The following is a 20587-nucleotide window of genomic DNA, read 5'->3' on the forward strand; positions in this document are numbered from 1 at the left end:
GCGCCCCAATCGCGCAGCGTGACATTCCGCGCAAAAATCCCTATGTGCGCGGCCATCATGGCAACCAAATTTCCTGACGCGCCGAAAATCGGCATGGTTTCGCTCGGCTGTCCCAAAAACCTGGTGGACAGCGAACGCATCCTGACGAAGCTGCGCTCCGACGGCTACCAGATGTCCGCCGACTATGCCGGCGCCGACGTCGTGCTGGTCAATACGTGCGGCTTTCTCGATTCGGCCAAGGAGGAATCGCTGGAGGCCATTGGCGAGGCGATGGCCGAAAATGGCCGCGTCATCGTGACGGGCTGCATGGGGGATGAGGCGGACCTGATCCGCGCGAAATTCCCGCAAGTACTGGCCGTCACCGGCGCGCATCAATATGAGCAGGTCGTCAACGCGGTGCATGACGCATCGCCGCCCGTCCCCAACGCCTTTGTCGATCTGGTGCCCGAAGGCGGGCTGAAACTGACGCCGCGCCATTACAGCTATCTGAAGATTTCCGAAGGCTGCAACCATCGCTGCTCCTTCTGCATCATCCCCTCGATCCGGGGCGATCTGGTGTCGCGGCGGATCGACGCGGTGCTGCGCGAGGCGGAGAAGCTGGTCGCGGCGGGGACCAGGGAATTGCTGGTGATCAGCCAGGACACGTCGGCCTATGGCGTCGATACGCGGCATGAGGCGCGGTCGTGGAAAGGCCGCGACGTGCGCGCGCACATGACCGACATGGCGCGCGAACTGGGGCAGCTGCGCACCGCCGAAGGGCGCGCGCCCTGGGTGCGGCTGCACTATGTCTACCCCTACCCCCATGTCGATCAGGTCATCCCGTTGATGGCCGACGGGCTGCTGACGCCCTATCTCGACATTCCCTTCCAGCATGCCGCCCCCAGCGTATTGAAGGCGATGAAGCGTCCGGCCAATGAAGCCAAGGTGCTGGACCGCATCCATAAATGGCGCAGCATCTGCCCGGACATCACCATCCGCTCGACCTTCGTGGTCGGCTTCCCCGGTGAGACGGAGGCGGATTTCCAATATCTGCTCGACTGGCTGGACGAGGCGCAACTCGACCGTGTCGGCGCGTTCCGCTTCGAGCCGGTCGAGGGCGCGGCGGCCAACGCCCTGCCCGGCGCGGTGCCCGAAGAGATCAAGGAAGAACGCTATCAACGGATCATGGAAAAGACCGCCGCGATCAGCGCCGCCAAGCTCTCGGCCAAGGTCGGTCGCGTGCTGCCGGTAATCGTCGATGAAGTCGGCGAACCGGACGAAGAAGACGGCTCGATCGGCGCGACTGCGCGCTCACAGGCCGACGCGCCGGAAATCGACGGCAATGTGTTCCTGCGCGATGTCGGCGAAGGGCGGAAGGCTGGCGACATGATCGACGTCACAATCGAGGATGCCGACGAGCATGATCTCTATGGGGTGCCGGTTTAGGGTCTAAGGTCTTTTGCCGAAAGCTGAAACACAACATCCGTTCGTTTCGAGCGAAGTCGAGAAACCGCTCGCTGCCGTTTCTCGACTTCGCTCGAAACGAACGGGTCTAGCTAAGTTCCTCCCGATTTACCCCGCCACAAACCCATCCTGATACTCCGTCTTGATCGCCTTGCGCATCGCCGCATCGACCGGCAGCGCGACCTCATACGTCCCTTCCGCGTACGGCCCGGCGCTGTATGGGCCGACCACGACGGTCACGCCGTCGATCAGCTTGCCGTCCTTGGACGTCAGCACCAGCACCTGTTCCATAGGATCGATGCACTGGCTGAATTCATCGGCGTCCTGCACCACCGGCGCACCGCGTTTTTCCGCGCGTTGCTTATCGAGTTCGGCACAGAAGCGGTCGCGGATGGCGGCGGCGAAGGCGGCGGGCGTGGTCATCACCGCCTTGACGCTGGTTTCGCGGCTGCGCGCCTTGTCCCATAACAGGCTGTCATAGCCGGTCATGCCGTGCGCGCCGCCGGTAAAGACGTAGGTTTGCGACTGGAGCGCCAGGAAGCGCGGGGTATCGGCGGACACGCTCCATTCCGTTTCCAGGCTGTGCGCGCGAAACGGATAGCCGGCTTGCTTGGCGGACGCGCTGTCATCCTTCGCCATTTTGAGCGCATCGGCCTTGGACGTCGTCAATTGCTTGTCGAACTTGTCGACCAGCGCGGGGATGGCAGCCGCCTGCGCCGGATAGGCATAGGCGAATTCCAGCAGCGCGCTCTTGTCCGTCTGCTTGAAGGGTTTGGCCGGGGGAGCCGGCGGCGGCGTTCCCGCCATCCTGTCGGCAAAGCGGGTCGCCGCGACATTGGCCGCATCATTGCCGCCCGCCTCCTCGTGCGAGGGGCTGCAAGCAACCAGCAGCATCGCGGCGATACCCAAAAGCCCCGCCGACCGGGCCAGTTCCCCCTGCCGCATCAGTGCGCCCGCGCAGCGCGGCAACGTTCGCCGATCGCCTTGCGCGCATAGTCGCTTTGCAGCGCCTGCCCGGCATTGGGCCAACCCTCGGCGATCAGCGCCTGTTCGACGGCATGGCCATTTTCAAAACGGCCGCTCTCCGCCAGCACATAGGCACGGGCGCGGGCGGCCTGGAGGCCGCGGTCATCGGAATGAATCATCGTCTCTCTCCTTGGCATTTTGCGATGCAGATGAAGCTAGGCCTCAGCGGCGCGGGACGCAAATGGGGAAAGGGCGACATGTGCGATGCGGGCGATGAAATTTCGCGCTTTCCATCCCTTGCGCCTTTCTCCTAAACCGACCCCATGACCGATTATTCAGCCTTGCTCAAAGCCGACAACGACCAGCCCGCCCGTTCGATCCACCTTGTCGAGGCGGCAGGCTATGACGATTGGCTGGCGGCGCAGCCGGATCGGGTACGCGCGATTGTGGCGGCGCAGAAATTTCAGGGAAAGCCGGGTGAACTGGCGATCGTGCCGGGCGAAGCCGCAGGCGATTGGTGGGTGGTGGCGGGCATCGCCAACAAGGCCGCGCCCGGCCCCTGGTGCCTCGCGAAACTCGCCGAAACCCTGCCCGAAGGCATGTATCGACTGGCCGAAGGATCGCCCGATGCGGCCGCCCTTGGCTGGCTGACGGCGCATTACCGGTTCGATCGCTACCGCAAGGACGAAAACCCGGTGGCGCCCCGCGTGCTGCTGACCAGCGACGTGGCGCGGATCGAATCGACGGTGCAGCTGGCGCAGGCGATCGCGCTGGTGCGCGACCTGGTCAACACGCCTGCCGCCGACATGGGGCCGGCCGATCTGGAAGCCGCCGTGACGCAACTGGGCAAAACGTTCGGCGCCAGCGTCAGCACGACCCGCGGCGATGCCCTGGAACAGGGCTATCCGATGATCCATGCGGTGGGCAAGGCTGCGGACAAGAGCTTCGCGCCGCGCCTCATCGAACTGACATGGGGCGATCCGGCAGCACCCCGTATCGCGATCATCGGCAAGGGCATCTGCTTCGACAGTGGCGGGCTGGACATCAAGCCTTCGTCGGGCATGCGCCTGATGAAGAAGGATATGGGCGGCGCGGCCCATGCCCTGGCGCTGGCGCAACTGATCATGGGCGCGCGTCTGCCGGTGCGGCTGCACCTGCTGATCCCGGCGGCGGAAAATGCGATCAGCGGCAACGCCTTCCGCCCCGGCGACATATTGCGCACCCGCAAGGGGCTGACGGTCGAGATCGGCAATACCGATGCCGAAGGAAGGCTGGTGCTGGGCGACGCGCTGACCCGCGCTGGCGAGGAAAAGCCGGAGCTCATCATCGACTATGCCACGCTGACCGGCGCGGCGCGGGTCGCGGTGGGACCGGATCTGCCCGCGCTGTTCGCCAATGACGATGCCCTGGCGACGGAGATGGCGACAGCAGGCACAGCTGTGGATGACCCGACCTGGCGGCTGCCCTTGTGGGATGGCTATGCCGACATGCTGAAGTCCGACATTGCCGACATCAACAATGCGGGCGAAGGCGGATTTGCCGGGGCGATCACCGCCGCGCTCTTCCTCAAACGCTTCGTGCCGGACGATGTGCTCTGGCTGCATCTCGACACGTTCGCCTGGCGACCGAGCGCGAAACCGGGCCGGGCGAAGGGTGGCGAAGCATTGGGATTACGCGCGGTTTTCCGACTGTTGCAGCAGCGATACGGGCGTGATTGATATTGCAAGAGAATGTCGGCGTCCGTTACGCAACCGGATTGTGCATCGTGCGTTAAGGCCACATGAACGCTCATCCCGCCACCGATCTTTCGCCCGCAATCGACCGGCCCGGCCTGCTGCCGCTGACCCACTGGATGCGCACCCTTGTTGACTATGTCCGGTCGGGCAAGCCCGATCTGACCAACCGGCAGATGGCGCTGATGCTGACCGTCTATATTGCCGCCGGGCCACATACGGTAAGGGGTCTGGCCGAAGCGCTGCATGTGTCAAAGCCCGTAATCACCCGCGCACTCAACAAATTGTCGGCCCTGGGCTATCTGCGCCGCGAACGCGATGTCAGCGACCGGCGCAATATTTTTATCACCCGGACCACCAAAGGGGCGGAATTTCTTGACGCCTTTCACCTTTTCATCGCAGGAACCGCGCGCGATGACAGGTACGAACAACCCCGCGCGGAACGAACCGCCTGAAAGAACCCGTTTCAAGCTCGACGGGCGTTCCGTCGCGCTCGACCGCCGCGTTCATGCGGCGCGGGGTGACCTGGCCGACCTGGCGCTGGCGGGGACGTTATTTTCGGCCCATTACGCCCGCGCCGTCCCGCTCACCTGCGTCGCACCCGGCTCGCCGATCCTGACCGCGCCATCGGCGACGGGCGAAGCGGTCAGCGAATTGCTGCGCGGCGAGACATTCCATGCGCTGGACGTGATGACCGACTGGGCCTGGGGCTTTTGCGGGCATGACGGCTATGTCGGCTATATCCGTCGGGAAGCGCTGGACGTGCTGGAACCAGTGAGCCACCGGATCACCGTCAACACCGCTCCCCTGTTCAGCGCGCCGGACATCAAGGCGCCGATCGCTGACTACTGGCCGGGCGGCGCGCTGTTTTCGGGCGAGGCGGAGGATGGCTTCATCGCCTGCGCCGAAGGCTTCATCCATATCCGTCATGCCACCCCGCTGGACACGATCGCCACCGATTGGGTCGCCGTGGCGGAGCGCTATCTGGGCCAGCCCTATGTCTGGGGCGGGCGCGGGCATCGCGGCATCGACTGTTCGGGGCTGGTGCAGGTCGCGCTCGGCCAGTGCGGCATATCCGTACCGCGCGACACGGACCTGCAATGCGAAGGGATCGGCAATCCGATCGACAGCGAGGCCGTGTTGCAGCGTGGCGACATCCTCTTCTTCCCCCGCCATGTCGGCATCATGATCGACGGCAAGACCCTGCTGCACGCCAATGCACACTGGATGGCGGTGGTCGCGGAACCCCTGGCCGACGTGGTCGCGCGGCTGGCCGGGGATCATGCCCAACCCATCATCGCGCGGCGGAGGATCGGCGCATGACGACACAGGTTTTCATCGACGGCGGAGTCGGCACCACCGGCATCGAAATCGCCGACCGGCTGGCCGGACGGGCTGAATTGTCGCTGATCCGTCTGGACGAGAAGGATCGCAAGGATGCGCGCTCGCGCCGCGATGCACTGAACGCGGCTGACGTCGTGATCCTGTGCCTGCCCGACGATGCTGCGCGCGAAGCCGTGGCGCTGATCGACAATGACCGCACCTGCGTGATCGACGCATCGACCGCGCATCGGGTGGCGGATGGCTGGACCTATGGCTTTCCCGAACTGGAACCCGGGCATCGCGAGAAGCTGGCCGCCAGCCGCTTCGTCGCCAATCCGGGCTGCTGGCCGACCGGCTTTCTGGCGCTGGTGCGGCCGCTGACGCTGGTCGGTCTGCTGCCGGCCGACTGGCCCGTTACCGTGTCGGGCGCGTCGGGCTATTCGGGCGGCGGCAAGGCGATGATCGCGGAATATGAAGGGACCAACGGCGCACCGACCGCTCTGCGCGCCTATGGCCTTGGCCTGGCGCACAAGCATGTGCCGGAAATGACCCGCTATTCGGGACTAAGCCACGCCCCCCTGTTCGCGCCCGCCGTCGCCAACGCCTATCGCGGGATGCTGGTGGAAGTGCCGTTGCAATTGCGCGCGATGCCCGGATCGCCCACGCTGGCGGACGTCCATGCGGCTTTGGCGTCGGCCTATGCCGGATCGCCGATCGTGAGCGTCGCCACGCTGGCTGACAGCGACGCCATGGGCAAGATCGATCTGGAACAGGTTGGCGCGACCGACCGGCTGCAACTGTTCGTGTTCGGCAATGCTGCCGCCGGTCAGGCGCGGCTGGTCGCGGCGCTCGACAATCTGGGCAAGGGCGCGGCGGGCGCGGCGGTGCAGAATCTCAACATATTGGCGGGACTGCCCGAAACCGCCGGATTGCGCCTCTAGGACTTCAAACCCGTCGCGGGTCGACCGTCAGTGAATCGTGCCCAGCGGCTGATCATGGGTCAGCAGCACGATCAGGCGTTCGATCTGCCGCCAGTGGCAAAAATGGATATGGTTGCCCACGTCCAGGCTGCGGTCGGCGCGGGCAGCGGCTTCATAACCGGCATTTTCGCCGAACAGCGCCATCAGTTCGGCGGCGTCCTCATAGCTCTTTCGGCCCGAAAGATATGGCAACTGCATTGCGACCCCCATTATATTTCCGGCGACACCCATTGGTTCGCTCCCTTCTTCAATCTCCGTGCCATTTCAACGCTTTGACGGGGTTAGCGGGATGCGAGGGTGAACAGGTCATTAGCCAAGTCCCACGATGGGACAAACATCCCGCAACGGCACGGCCAGTCCCGAAACGACGCCCGCGGCCCTGTGACAGCAAAGCCGCTGGCCTTGTCGCATCGTCCATGGCAAGGGGCTGCGCATGAGCAATGACAGGAAAGAGCCGACTGGTGCGGGCGCGATCATCGCCCTCCTCATCCTGGGGGGGGCGATCACTGGCGGGATGATGGGCCAGCCCAGCATCGGCCTGCTGGCGGGCGTGGCCGCTGGCGTGCTGATCGCCGTGCTGCTGTGGCTGCGCGACCGGCGCAAATAAGCGTCGAAACTGCCGCCCATCAACCTTGCCCGATGCGGCACGGCGACATAGATGTGGGGGATGAACAAGCATCTGATCGCCCTCCCCCTCGTCGTCCTCACGCTGGCCGGCGGCGCATTCCTCTATCTTGCGCAAGGGGACACGGCCCAGTTGCCACCCGGCGCGGACACGGGGCGCGAACCGGTATTCACCGGACCGCGCAGCGAGATGATCCCGACGGTCAATATCGCCGAAGTAAAGCCCTGGACCGCAGGCGAAGCGCCGGTGCCCGCCAAGGGGCTGGCCGTCGCCCGTTTTGCCGACGGACTGTCCCATCCCCGCTCCATGCTGCGCCTGCCCAATGGCGACGTGCTGGTGGCCGAAACCAACAGCCCGCCCCGCCCGACCGGCGGCATCGTCAACCGGGTGATGAATTATCTGATGAACAAGGCGGGCGCTGGCGATCCATCGCCAAACCGCATCTCGCTGCTGCGCGACGCCGATGGCGACGGGCGGGCCGAAACCAAGACAGCCTTCCTGACCGGGTTGAATTCGCCCTATGGCATGGCGTTGCTGGGCAATACGCTGTTCGTGGCCAACACGGACGCGCTGATGGCCTTCCCCTATAAGCCGGGCGATACAAGGATCAGCGCACCGGGCCGCAAGATATTGAACCTGCCCGCGCAGGCGCCCAACATGCACTGGACGCGCAGCCTGACCGTCAGCTCCGAAGGGATGCTCTATGTCGGCGTCGGGTCCAACAGCAATATCGGCGAAAACGGGCTGGAAACGGAGGCCAATCGCGCAGCCGTGCTGGAGGTCAACCCCAGGACCGGCGACTATCGCATCTGGGCGTCGGGCCTGCGCAACCCGGTGGGCCTGGCCTTCGAACCCAGGAGCGGCGCGCTGTGGGGCGTAGTGAATGAACGCGACATGCTGGGCAGCGACCTGGTGCCTGACTATCTGGCGCGGATCGAATTTGGCGGCTTCTATGGCTGGCCGTGGAATTATTGGGGCGGGTATGAGGATCGTCGTGTCCAGCCGCAGCGCCCGGAAATCCGTGAATATACCAAGCGGCCCGACTATGCGCTGGGCAATCATGTCGCCGCGCTGGGTCTGACCTTCGCTGACAAGGTGACGCTGGGCGCGCCCTATACCGACGGTGCGTTCGTCGGCCTGCATGGCAGCTGGAACCGCAAGCCTGCCGCAGGATATAAGGTGGTGTTTGTCGGCTTCACCGATGGCGAGGCGGGCAAGGCCAAGCCGGTCGATGTGCTGACCGGCTTCCTCGACCAGGATGGCAAGGCCCATGGTCGCCCGGTCGACGTGACCGCCGACGCCAAGGGCGCGCTGCTGGTCAGTGACGATGTCGGCGGCGTGGTGTGGCGGGTGACGAAAGTGAAGTGATCCCCAGATCCGTTCGCTTCGAGCGAAGTCGAGAAGCCCTGGCTAGACGTTTCTCGACTTCGCTCGAAACGAACGGATCTATGCTTGTTACACGCGCAACCCGTTGCGACCCGCCAGTTCGACGACATATTGCCATGCCACCCGCCCCGACCGGCTGCCGCGCTGGGTCGACCATTGGACCGCCTCCATCGGATCGAAGCCGATGCCAAGCTTGTCCGCATAGCCGCGTACGATCGCGACATAGGCGTCCTGGTCGAGCGCGTGGAAGCCCAGGCTCAAACCGAACCGATCAGACAGCGCCATCCGGTCATCGACCACGTCGCGCGGGTTGATCGGGTCATCTTGCTCCGACAGATGCCGGGGCACGATGTGGCGGCGGTTGGACGTCACATAGAGCCGCACATTGGCCGGGCGCGCCGCCGTGCCCCCCTGCAACAAGGATCGCAGCGACCGGGCATCGCCCACCCCTTCGTCAAAGCCCAGATCGTCGAGGAACAGGATGAAGGGCCGGTTCGTGCCGCGCAGCAGAGAGAAAAGCGCGGGCAGGCTCGCCAGTTCGTCGATCGCGCATTGCAGCAGGGCGATGTCCCGCCCCTCCCGCTGCAACTGGCCGACGACGGACGCCACCACCGCCGACTTGCCCGTCCCGCGCGCACCCCATAGCAGCACGTCATGCGCCGCATGGCCCGCCGCATGACGGCGGCTATTGTCGAGCAGCGCGCGCTTTTGCGCGTCGATCCCGGTCAGCAGATCATAATCTACCGGCGCGAATGCCTCCACCGCCCGGATGGCCCGACCGTCCCATACATAAGCAAGCGACGCGGCGAGATCGGCGGACGGCGCGGGCGGCGGCGCGAGCCGTTCCAGCGCCTCGGCAATGCGGATGAGGAGATCGTCGGTCATGCCGGGGACTTACCGGGCGAGCGACAGCGCGGCAAGCCATGGCGCGCCTCGCATCCGCTCCTCTCGTCAGCCCATGTCATGCGACTGACGCAATGGCCTTTTACTCGGTCGGTTCGCCGTCTATATCGCGGGGGCCGTGACCATCCCAAATCCAGCCTATTCCACCCGATCCTGCCGCTACGGCGCAGAATCCCTGCGCGAGGCGGCGTTGCTGATCCGCGCTGGTGAGCCAGTCGCGGTACCCACCGAAACCGTCTATGGCCTGGCCGCCGATGCAACCGACAGCCACGCCGTCGCCGCCATCTACAGCGCCAAGGGGCGACCGAGTTTCAATCCGCTGATCGTCCATGTCGCCGACCGGACGATGGCCAAGCGGCTGGCGGATTTCTCGCCCGTCGCCAACAGCCTGGCGGATCGTTTCTGGCCGGGACCGTTGACGCTGGTGCTGCCGGTCCGGGCCGACAGTGGCCTCTCCCCGCTGGTGATGGCGGGGCTACCCACAGTGGCGCTGCGCTTGCCAGCGCACCCCGCGATGCGCGCGCTGATCCGCGAAAGCGGACGGCCCCTTGCCGCGCCATCGGCCAATCGCAGCGGGTCGATCAGCCCGACACGGGCCGAGCATGTGCTGGCCAGCCTCAATGGCCGGGTGCGCTTGATACTGGATGAAGGGCCAACCAGCGAAGGCGTGGAATCGACCATCGCCGCGCCGGAGCATGATCATGTGCGGCTGCTGCGCCCCGGTTCAGTGACGGCGGCGATGCTGGAGGAAGCGACCGGCCTGCCCGTCCTGATCGGCAAGGGCGAAACGAAGATCGAAGCGCCGGGCCAACTGGAAAGCCATTATGCGCCGTCCAAGCCGGTACGGCTCGACGCCATGCGGGCGGAGCGGGACGAATATCTGATCGGCTTCGGCCTGATGCCTTGCCACATCAATCTCAGCCCGGAGGCGGACGTGCGGGAGGCGGCGGCCAACCTCTTCGCCGCGCTGCACATCGCCGACGCGAGCGCGCAGCAGCGCATCGCCGTCGCCCCCATCCCTGATGATGGGATAGGCGCGGCGATCAACGACCGGCTGAAACGCGCGGCGGCTTAGAGCTTCAATTCCACGTGCGGAGGTCGGAATTACAGTCCAAAGTCGTTGTTTAATCGCAATTGGCGTAGCCGGCATCCCTGCACTGGCGGCGGCGTTCCTTGTCCGCCTTCTTGCGCGCCTTGCCATCGCGCGCTTCCTGCTCGCGCATCTTGCGACCATAATTGCGGTCGGCCTCGTCCTGGCTGGTCGTCGCCCAGTCCGCCGCCTGCGCGCCCGCGCGCACCGGCATGGTGGCGATGTCCAGCGCCGTCTTGGCAATACAGCCGGGCAGAGCCAACAGCATCAGCGGCGCGGCCAGCATCATCATCTTGTTCATCTTCAGTCCCCCGACGTGGTTCGCCGCCCTACTGGCATAGCCCATCTTAACCATAGCCTAAACTGGCTACAAAATGCGGTAAAGCACGTCGCGGAAAATCAGGCGTCCATCTTTTCGGCAAAGCCCTTGCGCAGCTTCGCGAGCTTGGGCGGGATCACCGCCATGCAATAGGGATTGCGGTCGCCCACCCGGTCCCAATATTGCTGATGATAATCCTCCGCCGGATACCAGGGGCCGTCCGGCTCGATCGTGGTGACGATTGCGTCGGCATGGTCCGGCTGCGCCCGGCCGATCGCGGCCTTTGCCTCGGCCTCCTGCGCGGGCGAATGGGGGAAGATGGCGGATCGATACTGGGTGCCGACATCATTGCCCTGCCGGTTCAGCGTCGTCGGGTTATGCGTCGCAAAGAAAATGTCGAGCAGATCGGCATAGCTGATCACGTCGGGATCGAAACTGACACGGATCGCTTCGGCATGGCCGGTCGTGCCGGAACAGACCTGTTCATAGGTCGGGTTGGGCCGCTCCCCGCCAATATAGCCGCTCTCGACAGCGCTCACGCCTTTCAGATTCTGATACACCGCCTCGGTACACCAGAAGCATCCACCTGCCAGCGTCGCGATTTCCTGCACCATGATTATTCCTTCCAAACCTGATTTGTCCCCGCCGCCGTTCGTCCGAACGGTGGCAGGAGCAATGCTTGGACATGCAGATAGGAAGGCTCAGGCCGCTGTTCCAGCCTCCGCAGTGCGCGCGGCCGCTTTGGCGCGTTCCTCGGCGACCAGTTCCTTGCGCGATAGCTTGCCGACCAGCGTGCGGGGCAGGTTCAGCCGCACCTCGACCTCGCACACCCGTTCATGCTTGCCCAGTTGCGGATTGAGCCAGTCCTTCAATGCCGCGCCGTCAATCTCCGCATCCTCGGCCAGCGTCACGAACGCCTTGGGCTGTTCGCCGCGATAGCGGTCGGGGATGCCGATCACCAGCGCTTCCTTGACCATCGGATGATGGTAGAGGACCGCTTCGACCTGGCTCGGAAACACTTTGAAGCCGCCAACGGCGATCATGTCCTTCAATCGGTCGACGATGCGGACATAGCCATCCTCGTCAATCTCGCCCACATCGCCGGTGCGGATGAAATCGCCGATAAAGACATCGGCGTCGGCATCCGGCCGGTTCCAATAGCCTTTCATGATCTGCGGCCCGGCGAACAGCAATTCGCCCGGCTCTCCCGGTGGCGGCGGCCTGGTCGGGTCCTCGCGATCCACCAGCTTCACCCGCGTCCCCGGCACCGGCTGTCCCACCGTCCCGGTCTTGTTCAGCCCCTCATAGGGATTGGAACAGACGATCGGGCTGGTTTCAGTCAGGCCATAACCTTCGATCAGCTTGGCGCCCGTCGCCGCCTCGAACCGTTGCCGCACTTCCAGCGGCAGCGGCGCACCGCCCGAAATACAGGCCCGCAGCGACGAAAAGTCGATGTTGCGGATCGCTGGATGATCCAGCAGCGCCTGGAACATGGTCGGCACGCCCGGCAGCGATGTCGCCTTGACCCGCTGCACCGCCGCCAGCACCTGCGCTGCGTCGAAACGGGGCAGCATGACCATCTCGCCGCCATTGATCACGGTGCGGTTGAGCGTGCAGGTATTGGCGAACACATGGAAGAAGGGCAGCACCGCGATGATGCGATCCTCCTCATTCGCGTGCGGGTCGATCGCCTGCGCCTGCCGCGCATTGGCGGTCAGATTCTGGTGGGTCAGCATCGCCCCCTTGGGCGTGCCTGTCGTACCGCCTGTATATTGCAGCAGGGCGATGTCCCGCTCCGGGTCGATCGAGGGCACCGTGCAGTCGCCCGCATTGGCGATCAGCCTGTCATAACGCAGCACGCGCGGATCGTCCGGCAAGGGCACGGACTCGCTCGCCTTGAACAGGCGGAACAGCAGGGATTTGACCGGGGGCAGCATCTCCGCCACCGATCCGACGACCAGCTTCTCCAGGCTGCTATGCTCCAGCACTTCCAGCGCGGTAGGAAGCAGCGCCTTGGCCGACAGGGTGAACAGGATTTTCGTCCCGCTATCCTCGACCTGATGTTCCAGTTCGGCAGCGGTGTAGAGGGGGGAGAAATTGACGACGATCGCGCCAGCGATCAGCGCGCCATAATAGGCCGCGACATAATGGGGCGTGTTGGGCAGATACAGGCCCACCCGGTCGCCCTTCTGCACCCCCATCGCCTGCAAACCGCACGCAATGCGGCGGATTTGCCCGAACATCGTGCCATAGCTGAACCGGCGACCCATGAAGTCGATCATCGGTGCATCGGGGTGGGCCAGCGCGCTGCTGGTGACCATCTCACCCATCGACAAAGGGGGGAATGTTCGTTCCCATACGGTGGGGTGCTGATAATGCTCCCGCCAGATTTTCTCTATGCTCTCCATGGGGGAAGTCTATGGCCAACGGTCACTTTACGCAAGCGTCAACCTCAGCAAAAAGGCCGCGCCGATTGCCCGGCGCGGCCCTGAAAAAATGCTGCATTGCGGCGACTTACAGCCAGTCGCCCAATGACGCTACGGCATCAAACGCTGCCCTTGTTGTTGCTGAACGGATCAAGGATCGTGGCGATGCCCGAAATCAGTTCCGCCTCGCTGCGCAGCGCCTCATCAGCGCGCCGGGCGTTGTCGTCACGCTCGCGCCGCAGCTCCTCGATCAGCGCCGCACGGTCGCCATCCAGCCGCGAATCGGCCGGCGCCTCGATGCCCAGCTTCTTGGCGGTCTTGGCGACCAGAGCGTCCAGTTCGCGCTGCGAACACAGACCCAGCGTCACCGGGTCTTTGGGCGTGATGTTGGAAATGTTCCAGTGCGTCCGGTCGCGGATCGCCGCGATGGTGGTGCGGGTGGTGCCGATCAGCTTGCCGATCGCGCCATCGGACACTTCGGGGTGATTGCGCAGGATCCAGGCGATGCCATCGGGCTTGTCCTGCCGCTTGGACACCGGCGTGTAGCGCGGCCCCTTGGTGCGACGGACAGGCTCCGGGCCTTTCAGCATCTTCAGCTTATAGTCGGGATTCTGTTCGCCCTTGTGGATTTCTTCCATCGTGATTTCATGGGCGCGCACCGGGTCACGGCCGGTATATTTGGTGCTGGCGGTATCATCGGCGATCGCCTGCACTTCCAGGATGTGAAGCCCGCAAAATTCCGCAATCTGTTCAAAGCTCAGAGCGCTGTTGTCGACCAGCCAGCTGGCGGTCGCATGGGGCATGAGTGGCTGGGACACGGGAACATTCTCCGGCACAAAAACGATAAGGGCCGCCCAAGCAGGGCGGCCGCGACCGTCTGGAGATAGTCGATCATGCCCGTTCGAGCAAGGAAAAGCGTCAGGCCGCGCTGTCCAGCCCCAACCGGTCGATGGTGTGCAGTCCCGCCAGGAACTCGCGCGCGCTGCGTTCCCAGCTAAAGCTGCGGCCATAGGCTGCACAGGCCGCCCGGTCGCAGGCCAGCGCAGTGGCGATCGCCTGCCCCAGATCCTCCGACAGCGCGCCGCATTCGGGGGTCACGATATCGACCGGCCCGGTGACGGGATAGGCCGCGACCGGCGTGCCGCAGGCCAGCGCCTCTATCATCACCAGGCCGAACGTGTCGGTGCGGCTCGGAAAAACGAACACATCGGCCCCGGCATAGGCGCCCGCCAGCGTTTCGCCGAACAATGGCCCCATGAACAGCGCTTCGGGATAGCGCCGCTCCAGCGATGCGCGCGCCGGGCCATCGCCGACGACCACCTTGGTGCCGGGATGATCGGTCGCCAGAAAGGCTTCCAGATTCTTCTCCACCGCCACCCGGCCAACCGCCAGCATGATCGGCCGGGGCAGATCGGCGAACAGGGCGGGCGGCTGCGCGTCCGGCGTAAAGGCGGTCAGGTCCACGCCCCGGCCCCATGGCAATACATTGTGCAGCCCATGGGCGCGCAGTTGCGCGCGCACCGATCCGGTCGACACCAGCACCGCCTGCGCCGGGCCGTGAAACCAGCGGATATAGCGCCAGAACCAGGCCGGGGGCAGCCCGGTGCGCTGCGCCACATAATCGGGGAAATGGGTGTGATAGGCGGTGGTGAACGGCACGCCGCTGCGCAGGCACCAGCGCCGCGCTGCCAGGCACAGCGGCCCTTCCGTCGCCAGATGCACGGCTTCCGGCTGGAAGGCGGCGATCGCCTGTCCCACCACGCCCGGTCGCACCAGCGCCAGCCTTATTTCGGGATAGGTCGGGCAGGGAATGGACCCGTACAGATCAGGCGAAAGCACCCGGACCTCATGCCCCATCGCCTCCAGTTCCGCGCGGATCGTCTGGAGCGTGCGCACCACGCCATTGACCTGCGGCGTCCATGCATCGGTGACGATCATAATGCGCATGGGATCACTTCGTCATCTCGCCCTAATCCCGCGTGTTCCCGCGCAGGCGGGAACCCAGTTCAGACGTTTGGACTGGACTCCCGCCTTCGCGGGAGCACGACTGCTTGAATTCTTAAGCCGCCATCCGCGCCCGTTCGCCCTGCTGCCCTTGGGTCCGCGCGGCGATTTCATCGGCCCAGTGCAGCACTTCCATCCGCCCGCAATCATGCTCGACCAGCGCGGTGCAGCCTTCCACCCAGTCGCCGTCATTATAATAAGCGACGCCGGCAATCTCGCGCATTTCAGCGTTGTGGATATGCCCGCATACCACGCCATCCACGCCCCGCGCGCCCGCTTCATGGGCGACCACTTCCTCAAATTGCGAAATGAAGGATACGGCGTTCTTGACCTTGTGCTTGGCCATCTTGCTGAGCGACCAATAGGGCAGGCCCATGCGCTGCCGCACCGCATTGACCACGACATTCAGCCGCATCAGCGTGGTGTAGGCGGCGTCGCCGACAAAGGCGAGCCAGCGATGCGCCAGCATGATCGTGTCGAATTCATCGCCATGCAGCACCAGCAGCTTGCGCCCGTCGGCCGTCATGTGGATCGCCTTGCGCCGGATTTCCACGCCACCGAAATTCATGCCGGTGAACTGGCGGAACATCTCGTCATGATTGCCGGGGATATACACGACCCGCGTGCCGCGCTTGGCCCGCTTCATCAGCCGCCACACCACGTCATTATGGCTGGCGGGCCAGTAAAAGCGCTTCTTCAGCCGCCATCCGTCAATGATGTCGCCCACCAGATAGATGGTGTCGCTGTCCACATTGTCGAGGAAATCGATCAGCATCGCCGCATTGCAGCCGCGCGTGCCAAGATGGATGTCGGAGATCCAGATGGTGCGAAACCGGCGGCGCTCGCCCTGCGTCCGTTCGGGTACGGAAAATGGCTCGGCGCCGTCCTCCGGCAGGTCCGCCAGAAATGGCAGGCGCGTGATGGCGTTCATGATGCGATCCCCAAAGACTGATGCCCTCAGGACCGGTTCCCTACCGCTGCAATGTTACAGTTCCGAAGCGAATATGACGGAAATGCTACGGTTTCCGGCCTTTTACAGCTCCCCTCCCGCCCACGGGACGGAGCTATCACAGATTGAAGGCGCGTCATTTTACTTCGTCATGCTGAACTTGTTTCAGCATCCATCGCGCGCCATGAGCCTCCGCTTGTGACGAGAAATGGATGCTGAAATAAATTCAGCATGACGTGGGGATAGGAACGACGTCCTGCACGGTCTTCATGCCTGCGGGAAGCGCATGTAGCGTACGCCGCCAGCCCCACGCCCCCTCAAACCACCAGCACGATCTTCCCGAAATGCTCCCCCGCATCCATCCGCGCATGCGCCTTGGCTGCGTCCGCCAGCGCGAACCTTTGGTCCATCGCCGGGCGCAGCTTGCCGTCCTCGACGAAGGACCACACCGTCCGCACCAGTTCGTCGGCGACCAGGCTCTTGAAGCCCACCGACCGCGCCCGCAGCGTCGATCCGGTCAGTGTCAGCCGCCGCTGCATGATGGCCGGAATAAACACTTCCGCCTTCGGCCCGCCCAGCACCGCGATCGACACATGCCGCCCATCCTCGGCCAGGCACTCCAGGTTGCGCGGCAGATAATCGCCGCCCACCATGTCCAGCACCGCCTGAACGCCCTGTCCGCCGGTGATCCGCTTCACTTCCGCGACATAATCCTGGGTCTTGTAATTGATCGCCTCGTCCGCGCCCCATGCCCTGGCGGCCGCGCATTTCTCGTCCGATCCGCAGGTGACGATGATCTTCACGTCGAACAGGTTGCACAGCCGGATCGCCATGGTGCCGATCCCGCTGGTTCCGCCATGCACCAGCACCGTGTCGCCGCCCACCGCATAGGCGCGCTCGAACAGGTTGGTCCATACGGTAAACAATGTCTCCGGCAGCGCCGCCGCCTCGATCAGGTCATAGCTCGCCGGCACCGGCAGGCATTGCCCCGCGGGCGCCAGGGCATATTCCGCATAACCGCCCCCGGCCAGCAGCGCACAGACGCGCTGCCCGATCAGCAACTCGCCGCCCTGCCCGGCCGCCACGATCGTGCCGGATACTTCCAGCCCCGGAATGTCCGAAGCGCCGGGCGGCGGCGGATATTTGCCCTGCCGTTGCAGCACGTCGGGCCGGTTCACCCCGGCGGCGGCCACGCGGATCAGCACCTCGTCATCGCCAGGGACCGGCACTGGCCGCGTCTGCGGCACCAGCGCATCAGGCCCACCGGGCACGGGAATGGCGATCGCCATCATCTCGCCCGGTACGCGGTTGCCATCGGCCATCGTCGCTTCCCCCCAAAACCTGCTCATGCTGCATCGCACCAAAATCGACCGGCGGAATGCGCGCCCTTATTGACAGAGTGGCCCGCAGGGTCAACATTACCGTTCATGGACAAGGATGATGATCTCCCTCACCGGGCTGACGATCCACTGGCCCGGCTGCTGATGCAGGATCTGGACCCTTTGTCCGTGGCTGAACTGGACGCCCGCATCGCCGCCCTGAAGGCGGAAATAGCGCGGACAGAAGCGAAAATGGAATACGCCGTTAACCATAAGGCAATAGCCGAGGCGTTATTCAAGCGATGAACCCGCGCCTTGCCCCACGCACCCTGACGAAGGGTTCTACCGGGCACGGTCAGTCTGGCAATTCCGCAGGTCAAGGCGCGCGTCTTGATCCGGCGTCGAGCAATGCCGACATAAGGTTCAATACCGCCCTCTCATCGGGCCAGGAGTAGAACAGACATGCCTTCTTTCGCACCCGCTCTGGAAACCACCTTGCACAATGCGCTGACCCATGCGTCGGAACGCAAGCATGAATATGCGACGCTGGAGCATCTTCTGCTGGCGCTGATCGACGATGAGCATGCGTCGAAGGTGATGCAGGCATGCGGCGTGGAAATCGGCGAGCTGGGTGATGCCGTCACCCAATATCTCGATACCGAACTGGACAGCCTCAAGGTCGAAGGGGCGAGCGACCCCTCCCCCACCAGCGGTTTTCAGCGCGTGGTCCAGCGCGCCATCCTCCACGTACAATCCTCCGGCAAGGATGAAGTGACCGGGGCCAACGTCCTCGTCGCGCTCTTTTCCGAACGTGAAAGCTACGCCGTCTATTTCCTGCAACAGCAGGATATGAGCCGTCTCGATGCCGTGAGCTTCATCAGCCATGGCGTCGGCAAGGGTACGCCCACGCCTGAGCGTCAGGAGACCAAGGGGGCAGCCGAAGAGGAGAAGAAGGTGCAGGACGGCAAGGGTAAGAAGGACAGCGCCCTCGATCAGTTCACCGTCAACCTGAATGAAAAGGCGGAGCGGGGCAAGGTAGACCCCCTCATCGGCCGCGCATCGGAGGTTGATCGCACGATCCAGATCCTGTGCCGCCGGTCGAAGAACAACCCGCTCTATGTCGGCGATCCCGGCGTCGGCAAGACCGCGATCGCCGAAGGTCTGGCGCGCAAGATCATCGAAGGCGAAGTGCCCGACGTGCTCAAGGAAGCCGTCATCTACTCGCTCGACATGGGCGCGTTGCTGGCCGGCACCCGCTATCGCGGCGATTTTGAAGAGCGGCTGAAGGCCGTCGTCACCGAACTGGAAAAGCTGCCGCACGCCGTCTTGTTCATCGACGAAATCCATACCGTGATCGGCGCTGGCGCAACCAGCGGCGGCGCGATGGATGCCTCGAACCTTCTGAAGCCCGCTTTGTCCGGCGGCACGATCCGTTGCATCGGCTCGACCACCTACAAGGAATTCCGCAACCATTTCGAAAAGGACCGGGCGCTGCTCCGGCGCTTCCAGAAGATCGACGTCAACGAGCCCTCGGTCGAGGATACGATCAAGATCCTCGCTGGGCTGCGTTCGGCGTTCGAGGAGCATCACCACGTCAAATATACGCCGGACGCGATCAAGGCGGCGGTGGAACTCTCCGCGCGCTACATCAACGACCGCAAATTGCCCGACAAGGCGATCGACGTGATCGACGAAGTCGGCGCGATGCAGATGCTGGTCGTGCCCTCCAAGCGCAAGAAGACGATCACGCCCAGGGAGATCGAGCAGGTCATCGCGACCATGGCCCGCATCCCGCCCAAGACCGTGTCGTCCGATGACAAGAGCGTTCTGGAATCGCTGACCACGGACCTGAAGCGCGTCGTCTTTGGCCAGGACAAGGCGATCGAAGTGCTGTCCAGCGCGATCAAGCTGTCGCGCGCGGGCCTGCGTGATCCCGACAAGCCGATCGGCAACTATCTCTTCTCCGGCCCAACCGGCGTCGGCAAGACGGAAGTGGCGCGTCAGCTTGCGACCCTGCTCGGTATCCCGCTCCAGCGTTTCGACATGTCGGAATATATGGAACGCCACTCGGTCAGCCGCCTGATCGGCGCCCCTCCGGGCTATGTCGGCTATGATCAGGGCGGCCTCCTGACCGATGCCGTCGACCAGCAACCGCACAGCGTCCTGCTGCTCGACGAAATCGAAAAGGCGCACCCGGACCTGTTCAACATCCTGTTGCAGGTGATGGATAATGGCCGCCTGACCGACCATCACGGCAAGACCGTCGATTTCCGCAACACCATCCTCATCATGACCACCAATGCCGGTGCGTCGGACATGGCGAAGGAAAGCATCGGCTTTGGCGAACTCACGCGCGAGGATGTGCAGGAAGACGCGGTTAAAAAGCTTTTCACCCCCGAATTCCGCAACCGTCTCGATGCGATCGTGCCGTTCGGCTATCTGCCGCCGGAAATCGTCGCCCGCGTCATCGACAAGTTCGTGCTGCAACTCGAACTGCAACTGGCCGACCGCGACGTCCACATCACCCTGGACGAAGAGGCGAAGGCCTGGCTCACCAAGAAGGGCTATGACAAGCTCTACGGTGCCCGCCCGATGGGCCGCCTGATGCAGGAAAAGATCAAGCAGCCGCTGGCCGAGGAACTGCTCTTTGGCAAGCTGGTCCATGGCGGCGAAGTCCATGTCCATATGAAGGAAACCGATGGGGTTGGGGCCCTGGCCTTCGAAATCACCCCCGCCGCCCCCAAAAAGGGCAAGAAGGGCGGCAAGGCCAAGACGCCGGAAGGCACCAAGTAAGCGCGATTACAGTCGCAAACAAAAAGGGCGGCCCGCAAAGGCCGCCCTTTTTCATGCCACCCCACCAATCCCCCAACCCCGTCATCCCCGCGGAGGCGGGGATCCATCCTTCGCTCCACACCTCAAATAGCGACGATAGAAGACACTGGATTTACTGACTTATTAGGGCAGTTAGTGGACGCGCGGGTACGGCTAGGACAGCCTAAGAGCCGCCGTTTCACGGCGCCCAAAACCCTCCCCGTGAGATTGTCGAGCAATTTCACAACCCAACAGTATTTTTCGCACATCAGAACACACGCACAGCGCCGTTCTTTCAAGCCGCTGAACC

At 64.1% G+C, this 20587-nt stretch carries 21 protein-coding genes; 10 read left to right on the forward strand and 11 right to left on the reverse strand.

The features are described from left to right. The first annotated feature begins 42 nt into the window (after positions 1-42). Positions 43-1425 carry a 30S ribosomal protein S12 methylthiotransferase RimO gene (gene rimO, locus IWY39_RS04735; protein WP_181316841.1) on the forward strand — a complete coding sequence of 461 codons (1383 nt, stop codon included), beginning with the start codon at positions 43-45 and terminating at the stop codon, positions 1423-1425. Between the two features lie 126 nt (positions 1426-1551). Here rimO and IWY39_RS04740 read toward each other — a convergent pair whose 3' ends face one another. Together IWY39_RS04740 and IWY39_RS04745 are read right to left on the reverse strand one after the other, a co-directional pair. Next, positions 1552-2388: a PdaC/SigV domain-containing protein gene (locus IWY39_RS04740; RefSeq protein WP_107126114.1), complete on the reverse strand. Its 837-nt coding sequence runs from the start codon at positions 2386-2388 to the stop codon at positions 1552-1554. After that, positions 2388-2588, reverse strand: coding sequence for a hypothetical protein (locus tag IWY39_RS04745; protein WP_017184723.1), 201 nt, complete (start codon positions 2586-2588; stop codon positions 2388-2390). The genes IWY39_RS04740 and IWY39_RS04745 overlap by 1 nt, the downstream gene beginning before the upstream one ends. Before the next feature lie 144 nt (positions 2589-2732). Here IWY39_RS04745 and IWY39_RS04750 point away from each other — a divergent pair, with 144 nt between their 5' ends. The 4 genes from IWY39_RS04750 (at position 2733) to argC (ending at position 6406) form a co-directional block, all read left to right on the forward strand. Then, entirely contained in the window at positions 2733-4127 is a 1395-nt protein-coding gene (locus IWY39_RS04750; protein ID WP_107126113.1) for a leucyl aminopeptidase family protein, read from the forward strand. A gap of 62 nt (positions 4128-4189) precedes the next feature. After that, positions 4190-4597 carry a MarR family transcriptional regulator gene (locus tag IWY39_RS04755; protein WP_017184726.1) on the forward strand — a complete coding sequence of 136 codons (408 nt, stop codon included), beginning with the start codon at positions 4190-4192 and terminating at the stop codon, positions 4595-4597. Then, the gene (locus tag IWY39_RS04760) at positions 4557-5465 is read left to right on the forward strand and encodes a C40 family peptidase (RefSeq protein ID WP_107126112.1); all 909 of its coding nucleotides are present in this window, start codon (positions 4557-4559) and stop codon (positions 5463-5465) included. Before IWY39_RS04755 ends, IWY39_RS04760 begins: the two co-directional genes overlap by 41 nt. Then, on the forward strand, positions 5462-6406 hold the full coding sequence (gene argC, locus IWY39_RS04765; protein ID WP_107126111.1) for an N-acetyl-gamma-glutamyl-phosphate reductase: 945 nt from the start codon (positions 5462-5464) through the stop codon (positions 6404-6406). Before IWY39_RS04760 ends, argC begins: the two co-directional genes overlap by 4 nt. 27 nt (positions 6407-6433) lie before the next feature. On the opposite strand, the gene IWY39_RS04770 is transcribed toward argC, so the two are convergent. Continuing rightward, on the reverse strand, positions 6434-6643 hold the full coding sequence (locus IWY39_RS04770) for a hypothetical protein (RefSeq protein ID WP_017184729.1): 210 nt from the start codon (positions 6641-6643) through the stop codon (positions 6434-6436). 235 nt (positions 6644-6878) lie between these two features. Between IWY39_RS04770 and IWY39_RS04775 the strand changes: the two genes are divergently transcribed. Further along, positions 6879-7052: a hypothetical protein gene (locus tag IWY39_RS04775; protein ID WP_017184730.1), complete on the forward strand. Its 174-nt coding sequence runs from the start codon at positions 6879-6881 to the stop codon at positions 7050-7052. A 60-nt stretch (positions 7053-7112) separates the two neighbouring features. Continuing rightward, positions 7113-8438, forward strand: coding sequence for a PQQ-dependent sugar dehydrogenase (locus tag IWY39_RS04780; RefSeq protein WP_107126110.1), 1326 nt, complete (start codon positions 7113-7115; stop codon positions 8436-8438). An 87-nt stretch (positions 8439-8525) separates the two neighbouring features. Here IWY39_RS04780 and IWY39_RS04785 read toward each other — a convergent pair whose 3' ends face one another. Beyond that, on the reverse strand, positions 8526-9341 hold the full coding sequence (locus tag IWY39_RS04785; RefSeq protein ID WP_107126109.1) for an ATP-binding protein: 816 nt from the start codon (positions 9339-9341) through the stop codon (positions 8526-8528). 136 nt (positions 9342-9477) lie between these two features. On the opposite strand from IWY39_RS04785, the gene IWY39_RS04790 reads away from it, so the two are divergent. After that, positions 9478-10434, forward strand: a complete 957-nt coding sequence (locus tag IWY39_RS04790) for an L-threonylcarbamoyladenylate synthase (RefSeq protein WP_107126108.1) — start codon at positions 9478-9480, stop codon at positions 10432-10434. Positions 10435-10483: 49 nt separating this feature from the next. Here IWY39_RS04790 and IWY39_RS04795 read toward each other — a convergent pair whose 3' ends face one another. From IWY39_RS04795 to IWY39_RS04825, 7 genes are all read right to left on the reverse strand, one after another. Then, positions 10484-10750, reverse strand: coding sequence for a hypothetical protein (locus IWY39_RS04795; protein ID WP_107126125.1), 267 nt, complete (start codon positions 10748-10750; stop codon positions 10484-10486). 98 nt (positions 10751-10848) lie between these two features. After that, positions 10849-11382, reverse strand: a complete 534-nt coding sequence (gene msrA / locus IWY39_RS04800; protein WP_107126107.1) for a peptide-methionine (S)-S-oxide reductase MsrA — start codon at positions 11380-11382, stop codon at positions 10849-10851. Between the two features lie 87 nt (positions 11383-11469). After that, positions 11470-13176, reverse strand: coding sequence for an AMP-binding protein (locus IWY39_RS04805; RefSeq protein ID WP_107126106.1), 1707 nt, complete (start codon positions 13174-13176; stop codon positions 11470-11472). A gap of 137 nt (positions 13177-13313) precedes the next feature. Next, the gene (locus IWY39_RS04810) at positions 13314-13997 is read right to left on the reverse strand and encodes a DUF1013 domain-containing protein (RefSeq protein WP_017182776.1); all 684 of its coding nucleotides are present in this window, start codon (positions 13995-13997) and stop codon (positions 13314-13316) included. A gap of 115 nt (positions 13998-14112) precedes the next feature. Further along, complete coding sequence (locus IWY39_RS04815; protein WP_107126105.1) at positions 14113-15141, reverse strand: glycosyltransferase family 4 protein; 1029 nt, start codon at positions 15139-15141, stop codon at positions 14113-14115. Between the two features lie 112 nt (positions 15142-15253). Then, on the reverse strand, positions 15254-16129 hold the full coding sequence (locus tag IWY39_RS04820; RefSeq protein ID WP_107126104.1) for a UDP-2,3-diacylglucosamine diphosphatase: 876 nt from the start codon (positions 16127-16129) through the stop codon (positions 15254-15256). A gap of 335 nt (positions 16130-16464) precedes the next feature. Then, complete coding sequence (locus IWY39_RS04825) at positions 16465-17496, reverse strand: NAD(P)H-quinone oxidoreductase (RefSeq protein WP_229380770.1); 1032 nt, start codon at positions 17494-17496, stop codon at positions 16465-16467. A gap of 78 nt (positions 17497-17574) precedes the next feature. On the opposite strand from IWY39_RS04825, the gene IWY39_RS04830 reads away from it, so the two are divergent. Continuing rightward, positions 17575-17772, forward strand: coding sequence for a DUF1192 domain-containing protein (locus tag IWY39_RS04830; protein WP_017182772.1), 198 nt, complete (start codon positions 17575-17577; stop codon positions 17770-17772). A gap of 156 nt (positions 17773-17928) precedes the next feature. After that, positions 17929-20259, forward strand: coding sequence for an ATP-dependent Clp protease ATP-binding subunit ClpA (clpA, locus tag IWY39_RS04835; protein ID WP_019052618.1), 2331 nt, complete (start codon positions 17929-17931; stop codon positions 20257-20259). Positions 20260-20587 lie beyond the last annotated feature (328 nt).

Source organism: Sphingobium sp. JAI105 (assembly GCF_015752145.1).
GTDB classification, from domain to species: Bacteria; Pseudomonadota; Alphaproteobacteria; order Sphingomonadales; family Sphingomonadaceae; genus Sphingobium; species Sphingobium xenophagum.

What these genes read in the sequence shown, in the direction of transcription:
- rimO (WP_181316841.1), top strand. Translation starts at nt 43, where the DNA reads ATGTGCGCGGCCATCATGGCAACCAAATTTCCTGACGCGCCGAAAATC.
- IWY39_RS04740 (WP_107126114.1), bottom strand. Translation starts at nt 2,388, where the DNA reads ATGCGGCAGGGGGAACTGGCCCGGTCGGCGGGGCTTTTGGGTATCGCC.
- IWY39_RS04745 (WP_017184723.1), bottom strand. Translation starts at nt 2,588, where the DNA reads ATGATTCATTCCGATGACCGCGGCCTCCAGGCCGCCCGCGCCCGTGCC.
- IWY39_RS04750 (WP_107126113.1), top strand. Translation starts at nt 2,733, where the DNA reads ATGACCGATTATTCAGCCTTGCTCAAAGCCGACAACGACCAGCCCGCC.
- IWY39_RS04755 (WP_017184726.1), top strand. Translation starts at nt 4,190, where the DNA reads ATGAACGCTCATCCCGCCACCGATCTTTCGCCCGCAATCGACCGGCCC.
- IWY39_RS04760 (WP_107126112.1), top strand. Translation starts at nt 4,557, where the DNA reads ATGACAGGTACGAACAACCCCGCGCGGAACGAACCGCCTGAAAGAACC.
- argC (WP_107126111.1), top strand. Translation starts at nt 5,462, where the DNA reads ATGACGACACAGGTTTTCATCGACGGCGGAGTCGGCACCACCGGCATC.
- IWY39_RS04770 (WP_017184729.1), bottom strand. Translation starts at nt 6,643, where the DNA reads ATGCAGTTGCCATATCTTTCGGGCCGAAAGAGCTATGAGGACGCCGCC.
- IWY39_RS04775 (WP_017184730.1), top strand. Translation starts at nt 6,879, where the DNA reads ATGAGCAATGACAGGAAAGAGCCGACTGGTGCGGGCGCGATCATCGCC.
- IWY39_RS04780 (WP_107126110.1), top strand. Translation starts at nt 7,113, where the DNA reads ATGAACAAGCATCTGATCGCCCTCCCCCTCGTCGTCCTCACGCTGGCC.
- IWY39_RS04785 (WP_107126109.1), bottom strand. Translation starts at nt 9,341, where the DNA reads ATGACCGACGATCTCCTCATCCGCATTGCCGAGGCGCTGGAACGGCTC.
- IWY39_RS04795 (WP_107126125.1), bottom strand. Translation starts at nt 10,750, where the DNA reads ATGAACAAGATGATGATGCTGGCCGCGCCGCTGATGCTGTTGGCTCTG.
- msrA (WP_107126107.1), bottom strand. Translation starts at nt 11,382, where the DNA reads ATGGTGCAGGAAATCGCGACGCTGGCAGGTGGATGCTTCTGGTGTACC.
- IWY39_RS04805 (WP_107126106.1), bottom strand. Translation starts at nt 13,176, where the DNA reads ATGGAGAGCATAGAGAAAATCTGGCGGGAGCATTATCAGCACCCCACC.
- IWY39_RS04810 (WP_017182776.1), bottom strand. Translation starts at nt 13,997, where the DNA reads ATGCCCCATGCGACCGCCAGCTGGCTGGTCGACAACAGCGCTCTGAGC.
- IWY39_RS04815 (WP_107126105.1), bottom strand. Translation starts at nt 15,141, where the DNA reads ATGCGCATTATGATCGTCACCGATGCATGGACGCCGCAGGTCAATGGC.
- IWY39_RS04820 (WP_107126104.1), bottom strand. Translation starts at nt 16,129, where the DNA reads ATGAACGCCATCACGCGCCTGCCATTTCTGGCGGACCTGCCGGAGGAC.
- IWY39_RS04825 (WP_229380770.1), bottom strand. Translation starts at nt 17,496, where the DNA reads ATGAGCAGGTTTTGGGGGGAAGCGACGATGGCCGATGGCAACCGCGTA.
- IWY39_RS04830 (WP_017182772.1), top strand. Translation starts at nt 17,575, where the DNA reads ATGGACAAGGATGATGATCTCCCTCACCGGGCTGACGATCCACTGGCC.
- clpA (WP_019052618.1), top strand. Translation starts at nt 17,929, where the DNA reads ATGCCTTCTTTCGCACCCGCTCTGGAAACCACCTTGCACAATGCGCTG.